Annotated in this window: 16 protein-coding genes and 1 pseudogene; 7 read left to right on the top strand and 10 right to left on the bottom strand. The window is 72.4% G+C overall.

The window, feature by feature from the left end:
* Nucleotides 1-91: 91 nt before the first annotated feature.
* The 6 genes and pseudogenes from ABZY44_RS27785 to ssd form a co-directional block, all read right to left on the bottom strand.
* Nucleotides 92-277, bottom strand: a pseudogene (locus tag ABZY44_RS27785) (TadE family type IV pilus minor pilin); the annotation flags it as partial.
* Nucleotides 264-461, bottom strand: coding sequence for a DUF4244 domain-containing protein (locus tag ABZY44_RS27790; RefSeq protein WP_356658440.1), 198 nt, complete (start codon nucleotides 459-461; stop codon nucleotides 264-266). The gene ABZY44_RS27790 and the pseudogene ABZY44_RS27785, both read right to left, overlap by 14 nt.
* Nucleotides 462-523: 62 nt before the next feature.
* Entirely contained in the window at nucleotides 524-1,315 is a 792-nt protein-coding gene (locus ABZY44_RS27795) for a type II secretion system F family protein (RefSeq protein WP_356658442.1), read from the bottom strand.
* A complete protein-coding gene (locus tag ABZY44_RS27800) occupies nucleotides 1,315-2,205 on the bottom strand; it encodes a hypothetical protein (RefSeq protein ID WP_356658444.1) in 891 nt (296 codons plus the stop codon). Before ABZY44_RS27800 ends, ABZY44_RS27795 begins: the two co-directional genes overlap by 1 nt.
* A complete protein-coding gene (locus tag ABZY44_RS27805; protein ID WP_356658446.1) occupies nucleotides 2,202-3,350 on the bottom strand; it encodes a TadA family conjugal transfer-associated ATPase in 1,149 nt (382 codons plus the stop codon). The genes ABZY44_RS27800 and ABZY44_RS27805 overlap by 4 nt, the downstream gene beginning before the upstream one ends.
* Nucleotides 3,347-4,480, bottom strand: coding sequence for a septum site-determining protein Ssd (gene ssd / locus ABZY44_RS27810; RefSeq protein ID WP_356658498.1), 1,134 nt, complete (start codon nucleotides 4,478-4,480; stop codon nucleotides 3,347-3,349). Before ssd ends, ABZY44_RS27805 begins: the two co-directional genes overlap by 4 nt.
* 510 nt (nucleotides 4,481-4,990) lie before the next feature.
* Here ssd and ABZY44_RS27815 point away from each other — a divergent pair.
* Nucleotides 4,991-5,860, top strand: a complete 870-nt coding sequence (locus ABZY44_RS27815; RefSeq protein ID WP_356658448.1) for an HAD-IB family hydrolase — start codon at nucleotides 4,991-4,993, stop codon at nucleotides 5,858-5,860.
* Between the two features lie 496 nt (nucleotides 5,861-6,356).
* On the opposite strand, the gene ABZY44_RS27820 is transcribed toward ABZY44_RS27815, so the two are convergent.
* The gene (locus tag ABZY44_RS27820) at nucleotides 6,357-7,193 is read right to left on the bottom strand and encodes an oxidoreductase (RefSeq protein WP_356658450.1); all 837 of its coding nucleotides are present in this window, start codon (nucleotides 7,191-7,193) and stop codon (nucleotides 6,357-6,359) included.
* Between the two features lie 109 nt (nucleotides 7,194-7,302).
* On the opposite strand from ABZY44_RS27820, the gene ABZY44_RS27825 reads away from it, so the two are divergent.
* Nucleotides 7,303-8,328, top strand: coding sequence for an ATP-binding protein (locus ABZY44_RS27825; RefSeq protein ID WP_356658452.1), 1,026 nt, complete (start codon nucleotides 7,303-7,305; stop codon nucleotides 8,326-8,328).
* On the opposite strand, the gene ABZY44_RS27830 is transcribed toward ABZY44_RS27825, so the two are convergent.
* A complete protein-coding gene (locus tag ABZY44_RS27830; RefSeq protein ID WP_356658454.1) occupies nucleotides 8,282-9,613 on the bottom strand; it encodes a hypothetical protein in 1,332 nt (443 codons plus the stop codon). The genes ABZY44_RS27825 and ABZY44_RS27830 overlap by 47 nt on opposite strands.
* 234 nt (nucleotides 9,614-9,847) lie before the next feature.
* On the opposite strand from ABZY44_RS27830, the gene ABZY44_RS27835 reads away from it, so the two are divergent.
* From ABZY44_RS27835 to ABZY44_RS27855, 5 genes are all read left to right on the top strand, one after another.
* Complete coding sequence (locus ABZY44_RS27835) at nucleotides 9,848-12,301, top strand: SulP family inorganic anion transporter (protein WP_356658456.1); 2,454 nt, start codon at nucleotides 9,848-9,850, stop codon at nucleotides 12,299-12,301.
* Nucleotides 12,302-12,569: 268 nt separating this feature from the next.
* Nucleotides 12,570-14,567 carry an acetate--CoA ligase gene (gene acs, locus ABZY44_RS27840; RefSeq protein WP_356658458.1) on the top strand — a complete coding sequence of 666 codons (1,998 nt, stop codon included), beginning with the start codon at nucleotides 12,570-12,572 and terminating at the stop codon, nucleotides 14,565-14,567.
* Nucleotides 14,568-14,771: 204 nt separating this feature from the next.
* Nucleotides 14,772-16,205: a Na+/H+ antiporter NhaA gene (gene nhaA, locus ABZY44_RS27845; RefSeq protein ID WP_356658460.1), complete on the top strand. Its 1,434-nt coding sequence runs from the start codon at nucleotides 14,772-14,774 to the stop codon at nucleotides 16,203-16,205.
* Between the two features lie 54 nt (nucleotides 16,206-16,259).
* Nucleotides 16,260-16,718, top strand: coding sequence for a phage holin family protein (locus ABZY44_RS27850; protein WP_356658462.1), 459 nt, complete (start codon nucleotides 16,260-16,262; stop codon nucleotides 16,716-16,718).
* Nucleotides 16,715-17,701 (top strand): alpha/beta hydrolase, encoded by a 987-nt coding sequence (locus ABZY44_RS27855; RefSeq protein ID WP_356658464.1) that lies wholly within the window; start codon nucleotides 16,715-16,717, stop codon nucleotides 17,699-17,701. The genes ABZY44_RS27850 and ABZY44_RS27855 overlap by 4 nt, the downstream gene beginning before the upstream one ends.
* A 448-nt stretch (nucleotides 17,702-18,149) precedes the next feature.
* Here the strand turns inward: ABZY44_RS27855 and ABZY44_RS27860 are convergent, their stop codons facing one another.
* Both ABZY44_RS27860 and ABZY44_RS27865 read right to left on the bottom strand, forming a co-directional pair.
* Nucleotides 18,150-19,352 carry a MarP family serine protease gene (locus ABZY44_RS27860; protein ID WP_356658500.1) on the bottom strand — a complete coding sequence of 401 codons (1,203 nt, stop codon included), beginning with the start codon at nucleotides 19,350-19,352 and terminating at the stop codon, nucleotides 18,150-18,152.
* A 13-nt stretch (nucleotides 19,353-19,365) separates the two neighbouring features.
* On the bottom strand, nucleotides 19,366-20,121 hold the full coding sequence (locus ABZY44_RS27865; protein ID WP_356658466.1) for a CoA pyrophosphatase: 756 nt from the start codon (nucleotides 20,119-20,121) through the stop codon (nucleotides 19,366-19,368).
* Nucleotides 20,122-20,190: the final 69 nt, after the last annotated feature.

Genomic DNA, 20,190 nt, shown 5'->3' on the forward strand with positions numbered 1-20,190 from the left:
GCGGCGAGCCGGCCGCGCAGCAGATCGCCCATGGCGCGGGCGCGGGCCACCAGCTGTTCGTCCTCCATGACGGAGAGGACCGCGAGCCCGCCGCCACCGCCGCGCCCGCCGGCTCCGACCGGGCCGCCGCGCGGGCACCGGCCCGAGCGGCGTCCACGCACCGGATCTGCGCGGCGGCCGCCATCAGCGCCCACACCAGGAGCGCCGCGAACAACACCAGCGCCGGAATCACCAAGGCCGCCTCCGCCGTCACATATCCCCGGTCAGAACGGCGCATCGAGCGCCTTCCCGATGGTCGACTGCAGTGCCGTCGAGACGACTTCGCTCGTCACCACCTTGTACAGAACGGCCGCGAATGCACAGGCCGCGATCGTGCCCATGGCGTATTCCGAGGTCGACATTCCCGCATCTCCCCCACGCCCCTCCAGTGCCGCGCGCACACGAAACCAGATGATCCTCATGGCAACCTCCCGTTGATTCGACTTCTTGACGTGATCTCAGATGGTGATTTCAGATGCTCATTTCAGGTGCCCGCCAGGAGACCGGAAGCCATACCGATCACCACTGGCGCCACTCCCATCGCGAGAAATGCCGGGAGAAAGCACAGCCCCACCGGTGCGGTGACGAGAACCGCGGCCCGCTGCGCGCGGGCGCCCGCCTCCCGCGCCCGGTCCGCGCGAAGGACCGCCGCGAGCCGGGAGACCGGTTCGGCCGCAGGTGCCCCCGTGCGTGCCGAGCGCTCCAGGCATTCGGCGAGCGCACGGGCTCCCGGTATCCGCGCCAAGCTCCCCCACGCGGCGCCCGGTTCACCCCCGAGCCGCAGTTCCGCTCCGGCCGTCGCGAGCCGCTCGCCGACCGGCCCGCCCAGCGACTCCCCCACCACCTCCGCGGCGTCCACCGGTCCGGCTCCGGCCGCCAGGCACGCGGCCAGCAGATCCGCGGCGAAAGGCAGCTGACGCTGCACCACCCTCGGGTCCACCGCCACCGCTTCCTCGGACGGGGGCCGGCCGCGGCCCGTCCACCGCCGGACTCCGAAGGCCGCCACGCAGCCGGCCACGACACCGGCGAGCCCGCCGATCAGCACCCAGGCCGCCACCAGTGCCCCGGCCGCGGGGGCCCAGGCCGCCAGCGCGCCCCGCAGCAGGGGGCCGGCCGGCAGCGGGCTTCGCCGCGCGGCCTTCGCCGCGAGCAGGGCCTTGAGCCTGCGCCGGGCCGTTCGCTCCCGGATCCGCGCCGCCACCGCGGAGGCCGTGCACAGGGCCGCCGCCGTGAGACACAGCGCCGTCCCCAGGCTGTGGACCGTGAGGCCGTCCATCACCGCTCCCCGGCCCGGACGATCCGACGGCACCACAGCAGCCCCAGCGCCTCCAACAGCCCGCCCACCAGCAGGCAGCCCCACCCGACCGGCGTGTGCAGCAGCACCCGCAGCGGTTCGGCCCCCAGTCCGGTACCGATCGACAGGCCGGCCACCGGCAGCAGGGCCAGTACCGTCGTCGTCGATCTCGCGCCGGCCAGCTGGGCGCGCAGCGACTCCTCCCGGTCCCGCTCGGCCCGCAACGCCCCCTCCAGCCGGTCCAGTCCGGCGGCCAGCCCCGCTCCGCCGTCCACCGAGACCCGCCAGCAGGCGGCCATCGCGGCCAGGCCCTCCGCTCCCGGTTCCCGCGCCGCCTGGCGCAGCGCGCCCGGCACGTCGCCGCCGAAGGCCGCCGCGGCCAGCACCCCGGCCTCGGTGGCTCCCGGCCCGCCGGGGCCCGACACCGTCCGGCGCATCGCCGCGGTCAGCGCCTGGCCGGGCTGTGCGCCGGAGCGCAGCTCGCCCACCACCGCACCGCACAGGGCCACCACCTCGGCGGCCCGCGCCGACCGGGCCCGCGCCCGCTCCCGGGCGCGCAGCCACCGGCGCACCAAGGGGAGCGCCGCCGCACCCGCCAGCAGCGGGATCACCGACCCTCCCAGCAGCGCCAGTAACGCCCCGGCACCCAGGCAGGCCAGCTCCGGGCCGCGCGCGGCCCGGACCCGGACGGCCACGACCAGCCGCTCCCAGCGCACCGGCCCGCCCGGCGCCACGGGACCCGCTCCGGCCAGTACCGCCTTGGCCCTGCGGGACACCCGGTCGCCCCCGGCCAGCGCCCAGGCAGCCGCCCCGGCGCACAGCACCCCGGCTAACACCTGCACCGTTGCCGGCGGCAGGGCCGCGGGGCTCACCGGGCACCTCCGAGCAGCGGGCGCAGCCGCTCCCAGCCCCGCTCCCGTACGAAGCCCCGCGCGGCCCAGCGCAGGGCGGGCACGGTGACCACGAGCCCGGCGGGATCCCGCTCCAGCACGTGCACCTCGGCGACCCTGCGCCGGCCGGCCCGGTCCCGTACGAGGTGGAGCACCACGGTCAGCGCGGCGGCCAGCTGGCTGTGCAGGGCGGCCCGGTCGAGCCCGGCGGCCGTCCCGAGGGCCTCCAGCCGGGCCGGCACGTGGGCGGCGGCGTTGGCGTGGACCGTCCCGCACCCGCCTTCGTGGCCCGTGTTGAGCGCGGCCAGCAGGTCGGCCACCTCGGCCCCCCGGACCTCGCCGACGACGAGCCGGTCGGGCCTCATCCGCAGCGCCTGGCGGACCAGGTCGGCGAGGGTGACCAGCCCGGTGCCCTCCTGGTTGGCGGGGCGGGTCTCCAGCCGCACCACGTGCGGATGGTCGGGCCGGAGCTCGGCCGAGTCCTCGGCGAGCACGATCCGCTCGCCGGGGCCGACCAGTCCCAGCAGGGCGCTGAGCAGGGTGGTCTTGCCGGTCCCGGTGCCGCCGGAGACGAGGAAGGAGAGCCGGGCCTCGACCATGTCGCGCAGCAGCCGCTGTCCGCCGGGCGGCAGTGTCCCGGCCGCCACCAGTTCCTCGAGCGTGAAGGCGCGCGGCCGCACCACCCGCAGGGACAGGCAGGCCGATCCGACGGCGACGGGCGGGAGCACGGCGTGCAGCCGGGTGCCGTCCGGCATCCGGGCGTCCACCCAGGGCCGGGCGTCGTCAAGACGCCGTCCCGCCACCGCGGCGAGCCGCTGGGCGAGCCTGCGCACGGCCTCGGCGTTCTCGAAGGTCACCCCCGTGAGCTCCAGGCCGCCGCCGCGGTCGACCCACACCCGGTCGGGGGCCGCCACCAGGACGTCGGTGACCTGCGGATCGCCGAGCAGTGGCTCCAGCGGTCCCGCGCCGACCAGTTCGGAGCGCAACTCGGCGGCCACGCCGAGCACTTCCGAGTCGCCCAGCAGCCTGCCCTGGGCCCGCAGCACCGCCGCCACGCGCGCCGGGGTGGGTTCGGCGCCGCTCTCGGCGAGCCGCCGGCGCACGGCGTCGAGCAGGACCGCGCTCATGCCGTCACGCCCTGCGGGGAACCGAGCGCGCGCTGCCAGAAGCCGTCGCAGAAGCGGGCGAGCGCTCCCCGCCCGTGCGATCCCGGAGGCTCCCCCTCGGCCACCCGTCCGGGGAGTCCCACTTCGACGGGCACCTCGCCGGCCAGGGGTGCTCCCAGGAGTCCGGCGACGGCCTCCGCGTCGAGCCCGCCGGACACGCGGCCCCGTACGACCACGCGGACGTCCCGGGCGGCCATCCGGACGCCGGCCGCCACCCGGCCGGCGGCGGCCACCGCCCGCAGCTCGCCGGAGACCACCATCAGCACCAGGTCGAGCTGCGCGAGGACCTCGGCCACTGCCTCGTCGATCCGGCGGGGGAGATCGACCACGACCACCCCGCCCCGGCGGCGCGCGGCGGCCACCACCGAGCGCATCGCGGCGGGCGGCACCACGACCCGGTCGCCACGGTCCCAGCTGAGCACGCGCAGGGCGTGCAGCTCGGGCAGGGATTCCGCGAGGGCTCCGGCGGCGACCCGTCCCCGCGAGGCCGCGAAGTCGGGCCAGCGCAGGCCTTCCGCCGTTTCTCCCCCGAGCAGGACGTCCAAGCCGCCGCCGAGGGGGTCCGCGTCGATGAGGACGGTCCGCTCCCCCGCCCGGGCGGCCCGCAGGGCCAGGGCGCAGGCGAGGGTGGAGGCTCCGGCACCGCCGCTGCCGCCGATCACGCCGACGGTGAGGGCGGGCCTGCCGGCCCCTTCCACCACGTCGGCGATGCGGTCGACGAGCCGGCTCTCGGCGTCGGGGAGCGTCAGCACCTCCTCGGCGCCGATCTCCAGTGCCCGCTGCCATACGTGGGGGTCGTCCAGGTCCCGGCCGACGAGGAAGACCCCGTCCCGCCTGGGTGCTCCGCGGGCCCTGCGGGCGGCGTCGTCGCCGACCAGGACGAGCGGCGCGGACTCCCATCCGACGCCTGCGGCGCTCGCGCCACTGCGGTCATCACCCGCTCCGCTTTGCTCGGGCACCGCGTGCCGCACATGCGGCTCGGCTCCCGCGGCGGCGCACAGCCGCAGGAGGTCGTCGAGCAGCAGGGGGTCCTCGGTGATGATCAGCGGCCGCCCGCCGCCCGGCGGGGGCCCGCCGGCACCGGGATCCAGCCAGTCCCCGCCCGTCACCACCAGATCCCGGACTTCACACGACTTCGTTCCAGCCACGATCTCCGCCTCCTTCTCGACCGCATATCCAGCGCCGCGGACTTCGCGGCCGGAATCACCGTGCCGCGATCGGAGAAAAGAAGTGGATCTTGCTCGAAAACTGTGGACAACCCACCCTTGTGAATAACCCGCTCACCCCAACAGGTGAGTTCCGGAGCGCGCCGGAACCACTACGCACCGTCACGAGTTCAAGGGGGTGAGGGCCTTCGCCACGCAGGCCCCGGAAGAGGAAGGGGTCCTGAGGAATGATCACTTCGGGCCGAAGGCAGGGACGCGAACCGCGTCCGGACATGCGACGACCCCCGCCGGGGGGGAGAGCGGGGGTCGTCCCCACGGTCCGACTCGGGGGGGGGAGGAGCCAGACCGGGTTAGCACGGTCGCGAACGATCCGTGACTTCCATGGTGTACCCGAGAGGCCTCTCAGGCAAACCCACGCGCCGCACTTTACGCCGAATGGTGGGCGCATATGCTCGGGGCGTGGAAAACCAGCCCTTGCCGCACTCCGCGCCCCGTACCGCCGCCTTCTTCGACCTGGACAAGACGGTCATTGCGAAGTCGAGCACTCTGACGTTCAGCAAGTCCTTCTACCAGGGCGGCCTGATCAACCGACGCGCCGTGCTGCGCACCGCCTACACCCAGTTCATCTATCTGGCCGGCGGCGCCGACCACGACCAGATGGAGCGGATGCGGGAGTACCTGTCCGCCCTCTGCAAGGGGTGGAACGTGCGGCAGGTCCGGGAGATCGTCGCCGAGACCCTGCACGACCTCATCGACCCGCTGATCTACGACGAGGCCGCGTCCCTCATCGAGGCCCACCACACCGCGGGCCGGGACGTGGTGATCGTGTCCACCTCCGGCGCCGAAGTCGTCGAGCCCATCGGCGAGATGCTGGGCGCCGACCGCGTCGTCGCCACGCGGATGGTCGTCGGCGAGGACGGCTGCTTCACGGGCGAGATCGAGTACTACGCCTACGGACCGACCAAGGCCGAGGCCGTCCGCGAGCTGGCGGAGTCCGAGGGGTACGACCTCGCGCGCTGCTACGCGTACAGCGACTCGGCCACCGACATCCCGATGCTCGAGGCGGTCGGGCACCCCCACGCGGTCAACCCCGACCGCGCGCTGCGGCGCGAGGCCTCGGCGCGCGGGTGGCCCGTGCTGGTGTTCAACCGGCCGGTACGGCTGAAGCAGCGGCTGCCCGGGCTGTCGATGCCCGCGCGCCCGGCGCTGGTCGCCGCGGCGGCGGTGGGAGCGGCCGCGGCCACCGCCGGGCTCGTCTGGTACGCGAGCCGGCGGCGGGCTCTCGCAGCGGCCGCCTCGGCCTGACCCGGCCCTGCCCGAGCCATCCGTTCGGGCCCTCCGGCGCTCCGCCGGAGGGCGCCGGACCCACACGGGACCTACGGCGTCACGAATGTCCGATACGCCCTGGTGCGCACCGAAAAGCAAAGAAATATGGCCAGGGGTTCCGCTCCGCTCCGAAGCGGAGTACAAAGGAGTCAACGGCCCGCGAGACCAAAGAACATCCGAGAGGATCATCTTTAAAACGCAGTAAGGCCCACGGACCGAAGCATGAACGCCGAGCACCCACGCGACGTCGACCCGTCGATTACGGGCCAGCCGCACCAGGTAACGGGCAAAGTCCCCGACCTGATGGGCATTCATCGAGGACGCTTGGTAACTGGGCGTAAGTGCCAGCGGCGACACCTGAGCAGCACGGTGTCGCCGCAACCCATGTCCGGGAACTCCGCGCCCGCCGAGCCCTCGCCAGGAAGCCCGCCGCTCGGGCGCGGCTGGTCGGGCGCGGCTGAGCGGGAGCTCCCGCTCAGGCGGCGCCGCGCTGGAGCGCCTCGCACACCGCCGTCGATTCGCGGACTCCGAGTTCGATCGCCCGCCCGCAATGCGCGATCCAGGCCGACATTCCCTCCGGAGTCCCGGAGACGTAGCCCTCGAAGGCCTCCAGATAGGCCGCCCGCCCCTGTTCCGCGTGCCCGGCCTCCGCCGGGCAGATCGCCTTCGGGTCGAGGCCGCTGTTGATCAGCACGATCCGTTCCGCAGCCCGCGCCACCAGGCCGTTGTACGAGCCGAACGGCCGCAGGGCGAGCAGCTCGCCGTGGACGACCGCCCCCGTGATCAGAGCCGGAGCGGAGCCGCCCGCGATGATCAGCCGGGAGAGTCCGTCCAGCCGGCCCGCCACCTCCTGCGCGTCCGGCAGCGGCAGGTCGACCAGCGGTTCGTCGACCGGCTCGCCCGCCAGCCGCGGGCGGCCGACCACGTCGCCGTCGGCGGTGGAGCCCGACGCCACGAGGTGCAGCCGCGCCAGGACCCGGAGCGGCGACTGGCGCCAGATGCTCAGCAGCTGGCCCGCCTCCGCCGTCAGGCGCAGGGCGGCACCCACCGTGCGCGCCTCGGCCTCCGCGCCGAAGTCGCTCCGCCGGCGGACCTCTTCCAGCGCCCAGTCGGCCCCGGACAGCGCCGCGCTGCCGCGCGCGCCGCGCAGGGCCGCCTCCGAGGTGATCTCCGCGGCCCGACGGCGCATGATGCGGTGGCCGTAGACCCGGTCGACGGCCTTGCGTACGGAATCCACGGACTCGGCGACGCCCGGGAGCGCGCCCAGCGGGGCGAGCGGGTCGGAGGCGGCGGAAGCAGAAGCGCTACTCATAAGTAGGGAGCCTACGCACTGCTCCCCCATAGCACCGACCCCTCCTTGGAGTGGTCTTCTTCACTCGCCCCCACCACACACAGCCACGTACCCACTACGCTTGGTGAACATGAAGATCGCTTTCGTGGGGAAGGGCGGCAGCGGGAAGACCACGCTGTCCTCCCTTTTCATCCGCCACCTCGCCGCCAATGAAGCCCCCGTCGTCGCGGTGGACGCCGACATCAACCAGCACCTGGGCGCCGCGCTCGGGCTCAGCGAGGACGAAGCGGCCGCGCTGCCCGCGCTGGGCGCGCACCTGCCGCTCATCAAGGACTATCTGCGGGGATCCAATCCGCGCATCGCGTCCGCGGACGCGATGATCAAGACCACTCCGCCCGGCGCCGGCTCGCGACTGCTGCGGGTGAACGAGGACAACCCGGTCTACGACGCCTGCGCCCGCACGCTGCTGCTCGACGGCGACCCCGTACGGCTGATGGCCACGGGTCCCTTCACCGAGTCCGATCTGGGAGTGGCCTGTTACCACTCGAAGGTCGGCGCGGTCGAGCTCTGCCTCAACCACCTGGCCGACGGTCCGGACGAGTACGTGGTCGTCGACATGACGGCCGGGTCCGACTCCTTCGCCTCCGGCATGTTCACCCGTTTCGACGTGACCTTCCTGGTCGCCGAGCCGACCCGCAAGGGCGTCGCCGTGTACCGCCAGTACAAGGAGTACGCGCGGGACTTCGGGATCACGCTCAAGGTCGTGGGCAACAAGGTGCAGGGGCCGGAGGACATCGAGTTCCTCCAGGACGAGGCCGGCGAGGACCTGCTGGTCACCGTCGGGCACTCGGACTGGGTCCGCGCGATGGAGAAGGGCCGGCCGGCGGCCTTCGAGCTGCTGGAGGCCTCGAACCGGCTGGCCCTGCAGTCACTGCAGGACGCGGCCGACGACTCCTACGCGCGGCGCGACTGGGCGCGGTACACGCAGCAGATGGTCCACTTCCACCTGCGCAACGCGGAGAGCTGGGGCAACGCGAAGACCGGGGTCGACCTGGCCGGCCAGGTCGACCCCGGATTCGTCCTGCGGGAGCACCCGGAGGGCGGGCTGCTCAGTCCTCGCTCTGACTCGCCTCGGCCGGCTCCGCAGCCGGCTTGACCCCGGCGGGGGCGGCCGGCTTCGCCGGCGGCCCCGCCGTCAGGAACTTGGTCCAGCCCTCCTTCGGCGCCTCGCCGACGTCGAGGCCCCGCATCCACTCCAGCGTCTTCGGGTCCTGTGCGTCCAGCCAGTCCGCCAGCTCGCGGAACGGGACGCAGCGGACCTCCTTCTGCGTGCACATGGTCTTGATGGAGTCCTCGACGGCGTGCATGTAGGTGCCGCCGTTCCAGGACTCGAAGTGGTTGCCGATGATCAGCGGCGCACGATTGCCCCGGTAGGTCCGCTCGAAGGCCTTGTGCAGGCCGTCGCGCATCTGCTCGCCCCAGTACGCGTGCTGCGAGGGGTCGCCCTGGGTGGTCGTGCCGGACTGGTTCACGAGGTAGTTGTAATCCATGCTGAGCGTCTCGAAGGCGCGGCCCGGCATGGGTACCAACTGCAGCGGGATGTCCCAGAGGCCGTCCGTCTTCTTCGGCCAGATCTGCTTGCTGATGCCACTGGAGTCGTACCGGAAGCCCATGTCCTTCGCGGCCAGCATGAAGTTCTTCTGGCCCTCGAGGCAGGGGGTGCGGGCCCCGATCATCTCCTTGTCGTAGTCGAACGGGAGCGGCTGCATGCCCTTGAGGGCGGGCGAGTTGGTCTTCCAGTTCTTGACGAACGACTTCGCCTGGTTGATCTCGCTCTTCCACTCCTCGACGGACCAGGTGCCGACCCCGCCGTCGGGGCCGCAGAAGTGGCCGTTGAAGTGGGTGCCGATCTCGTTGCCCTCCAGCCAGGCCGCACGGACCTGGGTGGCGGTGTCCTTGATGCCCTGGGGGTCGCCGAAGCCGATGTCGGAGCGGCCGGAGGTGTGCTGGGGCGCGGTGTAGAGGGAACGCTTCTCCTCCGGGAGCATGTACACGCCGCTGAGGAAGTACGTCATGCGGGCGTTGTACTTCTTGCCGACCTCGCGGAAGTGCGAGAAGAGCTTCTGGCTGTCCTCGCCCGCGCCGTCCCAGGAATAGACGACGAACTGCGGCGGCTTTTCGCCCGGCTTCAGCTTCTCCGCCTTCCGTACGTTCGGCTGCGAGCCGGTGTAGGCGGTCGAGCCGTCGCCGATGAGCCGGTTGACGCTGCCGGGAGCCGGGGCTTCCGGGGCGCCGGCTCCCTTCTTCGCCGCCTGGCTTCCGACGGCCTGGCCGCCGACGGGCTTGGAGGTGCTGCACCCGGCCACTCCCAGGACCAGCGCCGTGACGGCCAGACCGCCGGCGATCTTCTTCGTGGCGGCCTTCTTCGTGGTGGCAGTCATCCGCCCACCTCTTCCCTCGCAGTTCCATCGCAGGACTTCCGCGCCGCAACGTCCCACGCGGTCCGTTTTTAGGAAGGTGTGACAAGCCGGACTAAATGCTTAATCACTCTTGAGCGCTAATTTCTAGGCCATTTGCCCGCATTAACCCCCACCACTCTTTACTCTCCATTACCGTTCATTTACCGAGTGTTGAGACTCCCGCCGCTTCATCCCTCCCCCGAGGAGACGGGACCCATGAAAGCCATTGCCCCTCCCCCCACCGCCGAAGACCTCCGCAGCGACCGCCGCGCCCTCCCCGCCGACCTCTCGGCCTCCATCGCCGTCTTCCTGATCGCCCTGCCGCTGTCCCTCGGCATCGCCCTGGCCACGGGCGCCCCCCTCCAGGCCGGGCTCGTCGCCGCGGCCGCCGGCGGGATCGTGGCCGGGCGGCTCGGCGGGGTTCCGCTCCAGGTGAGCGGCCCCGCGACCGGACTCACGGTCGTCACCGCCGAGTTGATCCAGCACTACGGGTGGCGCACCACCTGTGCCATCACGGTGCTCGCCGGCTGCTGCCAGCTCGCCCTCGCCGCTTTGCGGACCGCCCGGTCCGCGCTGGTGGTGAGCCCGGCGATCGTCCACGGCATGCTCGCCGGAGTCGGCGTGACGATCGCGCTGGCCCAGCTGCACATCGTGCTCGGCGGCACCCCGCAGAGCTCCGCCGCGGCCAATGTCCGTGGGCTCCCGGCCCAGTTGGCCCATCTGCACCCCGCCGCCCTGGGCGTCAGCGTGCTCACACTGACGGTCCTGCTCTGCTGGCCTCGGCTGCCGGGCCGGGTGGGCGGGGCCCTGCGCAGGGTGCCGGCAGCGCTGGCCGCCGTCGCGGTGGCCACGGCGTTCGCCGCCCTCACCGGGCTCAGCCTGCCCCGCGTGGACCTGCCGTCCTGGCGCAGCCACGCACTGCCCGAACTGCCCGACGGTCCGGTTCTCGGCATCGTGGCCGCCGTGCTGACCGTCACCCTGGTCGGCAGCGTGGAGTCGCTGCTCTCGGCGGTCGCCACCGACAAGCTGATCGCCGCCGAGCGCGGCACGGGCGGGCGTCCCGCGCGGGCCGACTTCAACCGCGAACTACGCGGCCAGGGTGCGGCGAACATCGTCTCCGGGGCACTGGGCGGGCTTCCCGTCGCCGGAGGCGCCGTCCGCAGCATGGCGAACGTCAAGTCCGGCGCGGTCAGCCGCCGGTCGACCATGCTGCACGGGCTCTGGGTCCTGCTCGCGGCCGGACTGCTCGTCCCCGTGCTCGACCTGATCCCGCTCGCCGCGCTGGCCGCCCTGGTGATGGCGGTGGGCATCCAGATGGTGAGCGCCACGCATCTGCGCACGGTGACCCGCCACGGTGAGATCCCGGTCTACGCGACGACCATCGCGGCCGTGGTGCTCGGCGGGGTCCTGGAGGGCGTCGCCATCGGCATCGCGGTGGCCGTCGCGCTGGCCCTGCACCGTCTCGCCCGGACGCGGATCACCATCGAACGACTCGACAGCGGGGTCCACCGGGTGTGGGCGCGCGGACAGTTGACCTTCCTCGCGGTACCGCGGCTGAGCCGGGTGCTGAACCAGATCCCGCACACGGGGCACGCGGTCATCGAGCTCGACGGCTCGTTCATCGACCACGCCGCCTACGAGACGCTCCAGGACTGGCAGGAGTCCCATCTGGCCCACGGGGGCTCGCTGGAGATCACGGGCCGCTCGGGGGCCAGGATCGCCGAGGCCGAACCGGCCCGGCGGGCCGAGGACCCGGAGCGGGAGCACCGGGGCGGGCAGCGCGGCGACCACCACTGCTGCCGGCCCTGGACGCCGTGGCAGAACCACTGCGACCACCGCGCCGTGGCTCCCCGTACCGCTCCCGAGCCGCCCGCGTCGCCCGCCTCGTCGGAGGTACCGGGCGCGTCGGAGGCGTCGGAAACGGCAGGGGCGTCCCAGAGCGCGGTGTCGCCCCCGGCGCGCGCCGTACCGCACGCGCCGGCCCGCCGTCGCGGCGCCGGCCAACTGGCCAACGGGATCAGCGCCTTCCAGCGGGACACCGCCCCGCACGTCCGGGACGAGCTGGCCCGGCTGGCCCGCGAGGGGCAGCGGCCCTCGCAGCTGTTCCTCACCTGCGCGGACTCCCGCCTGGTGACGAGCATGATCACGGCGAGTGGCCCCGGAGACCTGTTCACCGTGCGCAACGTGGGAAATCTCGTCCCCCTGCCGGGCGCGGAGTCCACGGACGACTCGGTCGCGGCGGCCATCGAGTACGCGGTGGACGTCCTCCAGGTCGACAGCATCACCGTCTGCGGGCATTCGGGCTGCGGGGCCATGCAGGCGCTGCTCAATTCCTCGCCCGGGGCGCCGATGACCCCGCTGCGGCGGTGGCTGCGGCACGGGCTGCCGAGCCTGGAGCGGATGGCCAGCCGCCATCACGCCTGGGCCCGCATCTCGGGCCGGCTGCCGGCGGACGCCGTGGAGCAGTTGTGCCTGACCAACGTGGTGCAGCAGCTGGAGCACCTACGGGCCCACGAGTCGGTGGCCCGCCGGCTGGCCGAGGGCACGCTGGAGCTGCACGGGATGTACTTCCACGTCGGCGAGGCGCAGGCATACCTGCTGTCGGACGGGGAGGACTTCTTCGACTGCCGGGTCTTCGACACCGTCGGCGCGGGCGCGCTGCCCGTCTGACGCCCTCCTGCCGGATCAGGACCGTCGCCGGGCGGGGTCTCCACCCGGGCCGGTGACGGCCTGATCCGGCCATCACCCCGCCCGTCCGCGCTCCCGGGCCGGGCGGGGGCGCGTGAACCGATACCCTCCCCTATCCGTGCCACCGGATGGCCCCTTTCCGCACCCTGCAGCGGGAAGGGGCCACTCGCGCGTGGGCCCAGCCGCCGGATAATAGGTCTACACCAATTTTCGGCAACCCCTTGTCACCTGGGCCATTGACTGATGAGCTATGCCCGGGGACACAACGGACACCCTGGGAAAGGGAGATGTCGTGAGCAACGAAAGCCTGGCCAACCTGTTGAAGGAGGAGCGCCGATTCGCTCCTCCTGCCGACCTGGCCGCCGCTGCCAATGTGACAGGGGCTGCGTACGCACAGGCCGACGCGGACCGGCTGGGCTTCTGGGCCGAGCAGGCACGGCGGCTGAGCTGGGACACCGAGCCCACCGAGACGCTCGACTGGAGCAATCCGCCCTTCGCGAAGTGGTTCGCGGACGGCAAGCTGAACGTCGCCTACAACTGTGTGGACCGCCACGTCGAGGCCGGCAACGGCGACCGCGTGGCCATCCACTTCGAGGGTGAGCCCGGCGACAGCCGCTCGATCACCTACGCCGAGCTCAAGGACGAGGTCTCCAAGGCCGCGAACGCCCTGACCGAGCTGGGCGTGCAGGCCGGCGACCGGGTCGCCGTCTACCTGCCGATGATCCCCGAGGCGGTCGTCGCGATGCTCGCGTGCGCCCGCGTCGGCGCCGCGCACTCCGTCGTCTTCGGCGGTTTCTCGGCCGACGCCGTGGCCTCCCGCATCCAGGACGCCGACGCCAAGCTGGTCATCACCTCCGACGGCGGCTACCGCCGCGGCAAGCCTTCGGCCCTCAAGCCGGCCATCGACGACGCCGTCGCCAAGTGCCCGCAGGTCGAGCACGTCCTCGTGGTGCGCCGCACCGGCCAGGACACCGCCTTCACCGAGGGCCGCGACGTCTGGTGGCACGAGATCGTCGAGCGGCAGTCCGCCGAGCACGCGCCCCGCGCCTTCGACGCCGAGCACCCGCTCTTCATCCTCTACACCTCGGGGACCACGGGTAAGCCCAAGGGCATCCTGCACACCTCCGGCGGCTACCTCACGCAGGCGGCGTACACCCACCACGCGGTGTTCGACCTGAAGCCGGAGAGCGACGTCTACTGGTGCACCGCCGACATCGGCTGGGTCACCGGGCACTCCTACATCGTCTACGGTCCGCTCGCCAACGGCGCCACCCAGGTGATGTACGAGGGCACGCCGGACACCCCGCACCAGGGCCGGTTCTGGGAGGTCGTGCAGAAGTACGGCGTCACCATCCTCTACACCGCGCCCACCGCGATCCGCACGTTCATGAAGTGGGGCGACGACATCCCCGCGAAGTTCGACCTGTCGAGCCTTCGCGTCCTGGGCTCGGTCGGCGAGCCGATCAACCCCGAGGCCTGGATGTGGTACCGCAAGAACATCGGCGGTGACCGCTGTCCGATCGTCGACACGTGGTGGCAGACCGAGACCGGCGCCATGATGATCTCCCCGCTGCCGGGCGTCACCGCGACCAAGCCGGGCTCGGCCCAGCGCGCGCTGCCCGGCATCGGCGCCACCGTCGTGGACGACGACGGCAACGAGGTCCCCGACGGCGGTGGCGGCTACCTGGTCCTCACCGAGCCGTGGCCCTCGATGCTGCGCACCATCTGGGGCGACGACCAGCGGTTCATCGACACCTACTGGTCCCGCTTCCAGGGCAAGTACTTCGCCGGCGACGGCGCCAAGAAGGACGACGACGGCGACATCTGGCTGCTCGGCCGGGTGGACGACGTGATGCTGGTTTCCGGCCACAACATCTCGACCACGGAGGTCGAGTCCGCGCTCGTCTCGCACCCCGCGGTCGCCGAGGCGGCGGTCGTCGGCGCGAACGACGCGACCACCGGCCAGGCCATCGTGGCCTTCGTCATCCTGCGCGGCAGCGCCTCGGAGACGGACACCCTGGTCGCGGAGCTGCGCAACCACGTGGGCGCGACGCTCGGCCCGATCGCCAAGCCGAAGCGGATCCTGCCGGTGCAGGAGCTGCCGAAGACCCGCTCGGGCAAGATCATGCGACGCCTGCTGCGCGACGTGGCCGAGAACCGCGCCGTCGGCGACGTCACCACGCTCGCGGACTCCTCGGTCATGGACCTGATCCAGAGCCGGCTGCCGGCAGCCGGCAGCGAGGACTGAGGTCTCGGAGACCGGGCGATGAGGGGCATCCGGCGCACCGCGCCGGATGCCCCTTTCGCACTTAAAGTGATGATCGCCGGATATACCCCTGCGCGCGCCCTGTAAAGTGCGAGGAACGCAAAGTCTTACTCCACAGGGTGCGCCGGGAAGTCTGGTCGGCAACGTGCTTCGCCATGCCGTCCAACCACCCCGGAGGTGCCCCCCGTGGCCGCGCCCAGCCCCACCGACCAGCCCAGGCGCAAGTTCCTCGGCCTCCTGTCGCTGCCCGAGCGCCGCTTCGTGGCCGACGCGCTGCGCGCCGAGACGGTGGGCGGCGTACTGCTCCTCACGGCCGCCATCGCCGCCCTCATCTGGGCCAACGTCCCCGCCCTCGCGGACAGCTACGAGAGCGTCCGCTCCTTCCACATCGGGCCCGCCTCCCTCGGACTGGACCTCTCCCTCCAGCACTGGGCGGCCGACGGCCTGCTGGCCATCTTCTTCTTCGTCGCCGGCATCGAGCTCAAGCGCGAGCTCGTCGCGGGTGACCTGCGCGACGCCAGGGCGGCCGCCCTCCCGGTGATCGCCGCCGTCTGCGGCATGGCCGTGCCCGCGCTGGTCTACGTACTGACCAACGTGCTCGGCAACGGCTCGACGGACGGCTGGGCGGTCCCGACCGCCACCGACATCGCCTTCGCACTCGCCGTCCTCGCCGTCCTCGGCACCTCTCTGCCGTCCGCGCTGCGCGCGTTCCTGCTGACCCTGGCCGTCGTCGACGACCTGTTCGCCATCATGATCATCGCGGTGTTCTTCACCAGCGACATCAACTTCCTGGCACTGGGCGGGGCCGTCGCTGGCCTGGTCCTCTTCTGGTTCCTGCTCCGCGTGAACGTCCGCGGTTGGTACGTCTACATCCCGCTCGCCCTGGTGATCTGGGGCCTGATGTACAACAGCGGCGTCCACTCCACCATCGCCGGCGTGGCCATGGGCCTCATGCTGCGCTGCCACCGCGTCGAGGGCGAGCGGCAGTCCCCCGGCGAGCACATCGAGCACCTGGTGCGGCCCGTCTCGGCCGGTCTCGCCGTACCGTTCTTCGCCCTCTTCTCGGCCGGTGTGTCCCTCTCCTACCAGTCCATCGGCCAGGTCTTCACCCGGCCCGAGACCCTCGGCGTGGTCCTCGGCCTCGTCGTCGGCAAGACGGTCGGCATCTTCGGCGGCACCTGGCTGGCCGCCCGCTTCACCAAGGCCGAGCTCAACGACGACCTCGCCTGGCCGGACGTCTTCGCCGTCGCCTCGCTCGCCGGCATCGGTTTCACCGTCTCGCTCCTGATCGGCGAACTGGCCTTCGCCGACGATCCGGTCCTCACCGACGAGGTCAAGGCCGCCGTTCTGATCGGCTCGCTCATCGCCGCCGTCATCGCGGGCATCCTCCTCAAGATGCGCAACCGCAAGTACCGGGCTCTCACCGAGGACGAGGATCGCGACGAGGACCTCGACGGCATCCCGGACATCTACGAACAGGACAAGCCGGACTACCACCTGCGGATGGCGAAGATCTACGAGGCCAAGGCCGCGGAACACCTGCGCAAGGCCGAGGCGGCCGCGGGGCGCGCCACGGAAGCCGCGGGCGGGTCCAGCGCCGACGGCGGCCGTCCGGCATGATCTGACTTGACGGAGGACACAGCCGTCACCGACGGACGACAGAGGGAGAGAGCGATGAGCGCAGTGGACCAAGGGGCTCCAGGAGCCGAGCGCACACTCGGCCAGCTGGTCGCCTCGGCCACCGCCGAGATGTCCGCCCTGGTGCACGACGAGATCGCCCTCGCGAAGGCGGAGATCCGTCAGGACGTCAGGCGGGCGGCCGTCGGCGGTACCGCGATCACCATCGCGGGGGTGTTCGCCCTCTTCGCCCTCCCGGTGCTCAGCTTTGCCGCGGCGTACGGCATCCACAACCTCGGGCTCGGGCTCGCCTGGTCGTTCCTGATCGTCGGTGCGGCGTTCCTACTGCTCGCGGGCCTGCTCGCGCTGATCGCCGTGGCGAAGTTCAAGAAGGTCAAGCCGCCGGAGAAGTCCATCGCCTCGCTCAAGCAGACCGCCGCGGTCGTCGGGACGGTCAAGCCGCACGAGCGGGCGGTCAGTGACAAGGCCGTGGGTGTGGCACGCTCGTCTTCATGACAGCGCCCTCCCCGGATTCCGGTACGTCCGGCGCCTCCGGCACCCCCGGTACGCCTCCCACCGCCGCCTCGGCGATACGGATCGGCCTGCCCGGCGGGCGCGAGGTGACCCACCGGGACGTCGCGGCCAACGGGGCGCGCTTCCACGTCGCCGAACTCGGTGACGGCCCGCTGGTGCTGCTGCTGCACGGTTTCCCGCAGTTCTGGTGGACGTGGCGGCACCAGCTGACCGCTCTCGCCGACGCCGGGTACCGGGCCGTCGCGATGGACCTGCGCGGGGTGGGCGGCAGCGACCGCACCCCGCGCGGCTACGACCCGGCCAACCTGGCGCTCGACATCACCGGGGTCGTACGGTCCCTCGGCGAGCCGGACGCCGCCCTCGTGGGGCACGACCTGGGCGGGTACCTCGCCTGGACGGCGGCCGTGATGCGTCCCAAGCTGGTGCGCCGGCTGGTGGTGTCCTCCATGCCGCACCCGCGCCGCTGGCGCTCGGCGATGCTGTCCGACTTCGGCCAGACCCGGGCCAGTTCGCACATCTGGGGCTTCCAGCGGCCGTTCGTCCCCGAGCGGCAGCTCGTCGCCGACGACGGGGCGCTCGTCGGAGAGCTGATCCGGGACTGGTCCGGGCCCCGGCTGCCCGACGAGGACGACGTCAGCGTGTACCGGCGGGCGATGTGCATCCCGTCCACGGCGCACTGCTCGGTCGAGCCGTACCGCTGGATGATGCGGTCCATGGCCCGGCCCGACGGCCTCCAGTTCAACCGGCGCATGAAGCGGCCGGTGCGGGTGCCGACGCTGCACCTGCACGGCTCGCTCGATCCGGTGATGCGGACGCGGAGCGCGGCGGGTTCCGGCGAGTACGTCGAAGCCCCGTACCGCTGGCGGCTGTTCGACGGGCTGGGGCACTTCCCGCACGAGGAGGACCCGGTGGCCTTCTCGACCGAACTGGTCAACTGGCTGAAGGATCCCGAACCCGACCGGTGAAGCGGGGCGGGCCGCGTGGGGGCCCCGGCGCGTCCCGGCGCCGCGGCGGCGTCGCACGGCCACACCCCGAAGGCGCACCCGGGTCGGCCCGGCTGGGCCAGTGGCTCATATGACAAGCATTCAATTGCCTGCCGCATAGGCCAATTGGCCGCCTCCAGGGCGATTACGGACCTTGGGGCCCGGGCACAGCTCGGAGTATGAGCTGGACGCACGACTACGGTGACACCGCACACGAAAGCCGCTCGACGGTCACGCCGGGCACGCACAGGGGGCACGGCCGCGAAGGCCACGACCTCCGACTCGGGATTCCGCGCATCCTGCGCCGGCGGGCCCGCTGGGTGTCCGCCCGGCTGCGGCACCAGCGCACGTAGGCGGCCCGGCGGCGCAGGGCCCCTCCCGGCCCAGGGCCGGGAGGGCCCAGGGCCGCAAGGTCGGCCGGACGGTCGGCCTAGAGGGCGCAGCCCTGGCTGTCGACCCGCTGGTTCGCCGTCCTCCCGATCCTGATGTCGTCGCGGATCTCGTCCGCCGTCAGGGCGTATCCGGTGTTGGGGTCGTCGAGGGACTTGGCGAAGACGACCCCGTACACCTTGCCGTCGGGCGTCAGCAGCGGACCGCCGGAGTTGCCCTGGCGGACCGTCGCGTACAGCGAGTAAACGTCACGCCGCACGGTGCCCCGGTGGTAGATGTCCGGACCGTTGGCGTTGATCCGGCCGCGGACGCGCGCCGCGCGGACGTCGTACCCGCCGTTCTCCGGGAAGCCCGCGACGATCGCGTCGCTGCCGCTCGCCGCGTCCTTGTCGGTGAACTCCAGCGCGGGCGCCTTCAGCTTGGGCACGTCCAGGACGGCGATGTCGCGCTCCCAGTCGTAGAGCACGACCTTGCCGTCGTAGAGCTTGCCCTCGCCGCCGACCTGCACGGTAGGCTCGCCCACCCCGCCGACGACGTGCGCGTTGGTCATCACCTTGCCCGGCGCGAAGACGAAGCCGGTGCCCTCCAGCACCTTGCTGCACGCGGGCGCGGTGCCGACGACCTTCACGATCGAGCGCTTGGCGTCCTCGGTCACGGGGGTGCGCTCGAGCAGCGGGTCGGGGGCCCTGACCTCGGTGATGGGCTCGTTGGAGAAGGGGCTGAAGACCTGCGGGAAACCGTTGCGGGCGAGGGTGGTGCTGAAGTCCGAGAACCAGGTGTCCGCCTGCGCCGGCAGCACCCGTGAGACCCCGAGGAGCACCTTGGAGTTGCGGACTTCCTTGCCCAGCGTGGGCAGTGACGTACCGGCGAGCGCGGAACCGATCAGCCACGCGACCAGGAGCATCGCCACCACGTTCACCAGCGCGCCGCCCGTCGCGTCGACCGCGCGGGCCGGGGACCAGGTGATCTGGCGCCGGAGTTTGCTGCCCAGGTGCGTGGTGAGCGCCTGCCCGACCGATGCGCAGATGATGATCACGACCACGGCGACGACGACGACCGTGGTGGACACCTGGGTGCCGTTGTCGGTCACCTGGTCCCAGACCAGGGGCAGCAGGGACACGGCGGCGAGACCACCGCCGAGGAAGCCGATCACCGACAGGACGCCGACGACGAAGCCTTGGCGGTAGCCGACGATCGCGAACCATACGGCGGCGAGCAGCAACAGGATGTCCAGCACGTTCACGTGGGTCACCGTCTCATGCACTCCAGTCGAGCGGGACCTGCCGTGACCGGTCCCACGGGAGCTCCCAGCCCGCGAAGTGCAGGATGCGGTCGATCACTCCGGCGGTAAAACCCCAGACCAGAGCCGATTCGACGGTGAAGGCCGGGCCCTGGAACCCGCCCGGGTGGACGACGGTGACACGGTGCCGCGGGTCCGTGAGATCGGCCACGGGCACCGTGAAGACGCGCGCGGTCTCGGCCGGGTCGACGGCGCCGACCGGGCTGGGGGACCGCCACCAGCCCAGCACCGGGCTCACGACGAACCCGCTGACCGGGATGTAGAGGCGCGGCAGCACGCCGAAGAGCTGGACCCCGGCCGGGTCGAGACCGGTCTCCTCCTCGGCCTCGCGCAGGGCGGCGCGCAACGGGCCGGTGGTGTGCGGGTCGCCGTCCACGGGGTCGAGGGCGCCCCCGGGGAAGGAGGGCTGGCCGGGGTGCGAACGCAGGGTGCCGGCGCGCTCCATGAGGAGCAGCTCGGGGCCCCGGGGACCCTCGCCGAAGAGGATCAGCACGGCGGACTGGCGGCCGCCGCCGTCCTCGGGCGGCAGGAACCGGCTGAGCTGGGTCGGCCGGACCGTCCGCGCCGCCTCGACGACGGGATCCAGCCAGCCGGGCAGGCCCTGGACGGAGAGTTCGATGCTCCCCGCGCCGAGGCGCGGGGCCTGGCCGTGGCCCTGCTTCGGCGGCGTGGCCGTCTCCGCCACGCTCTCGTCCCGCGTACCGCGCGTCATAGGCACCCCTGCTCCGTGCTCGTCGCCGCCACCGGGACAACGCCGCCCCGGGCCGGATTGGTTCCTCCG

The sequence above is a fragment of the Streptomyces sp. NPDC006544 genome (assembly GCF_040611715.1).
GTDB lineage: Bacteria > Actinomycetota > Actinomycetes > Streptomycetales > Streptomycetaceae > Streptomyces.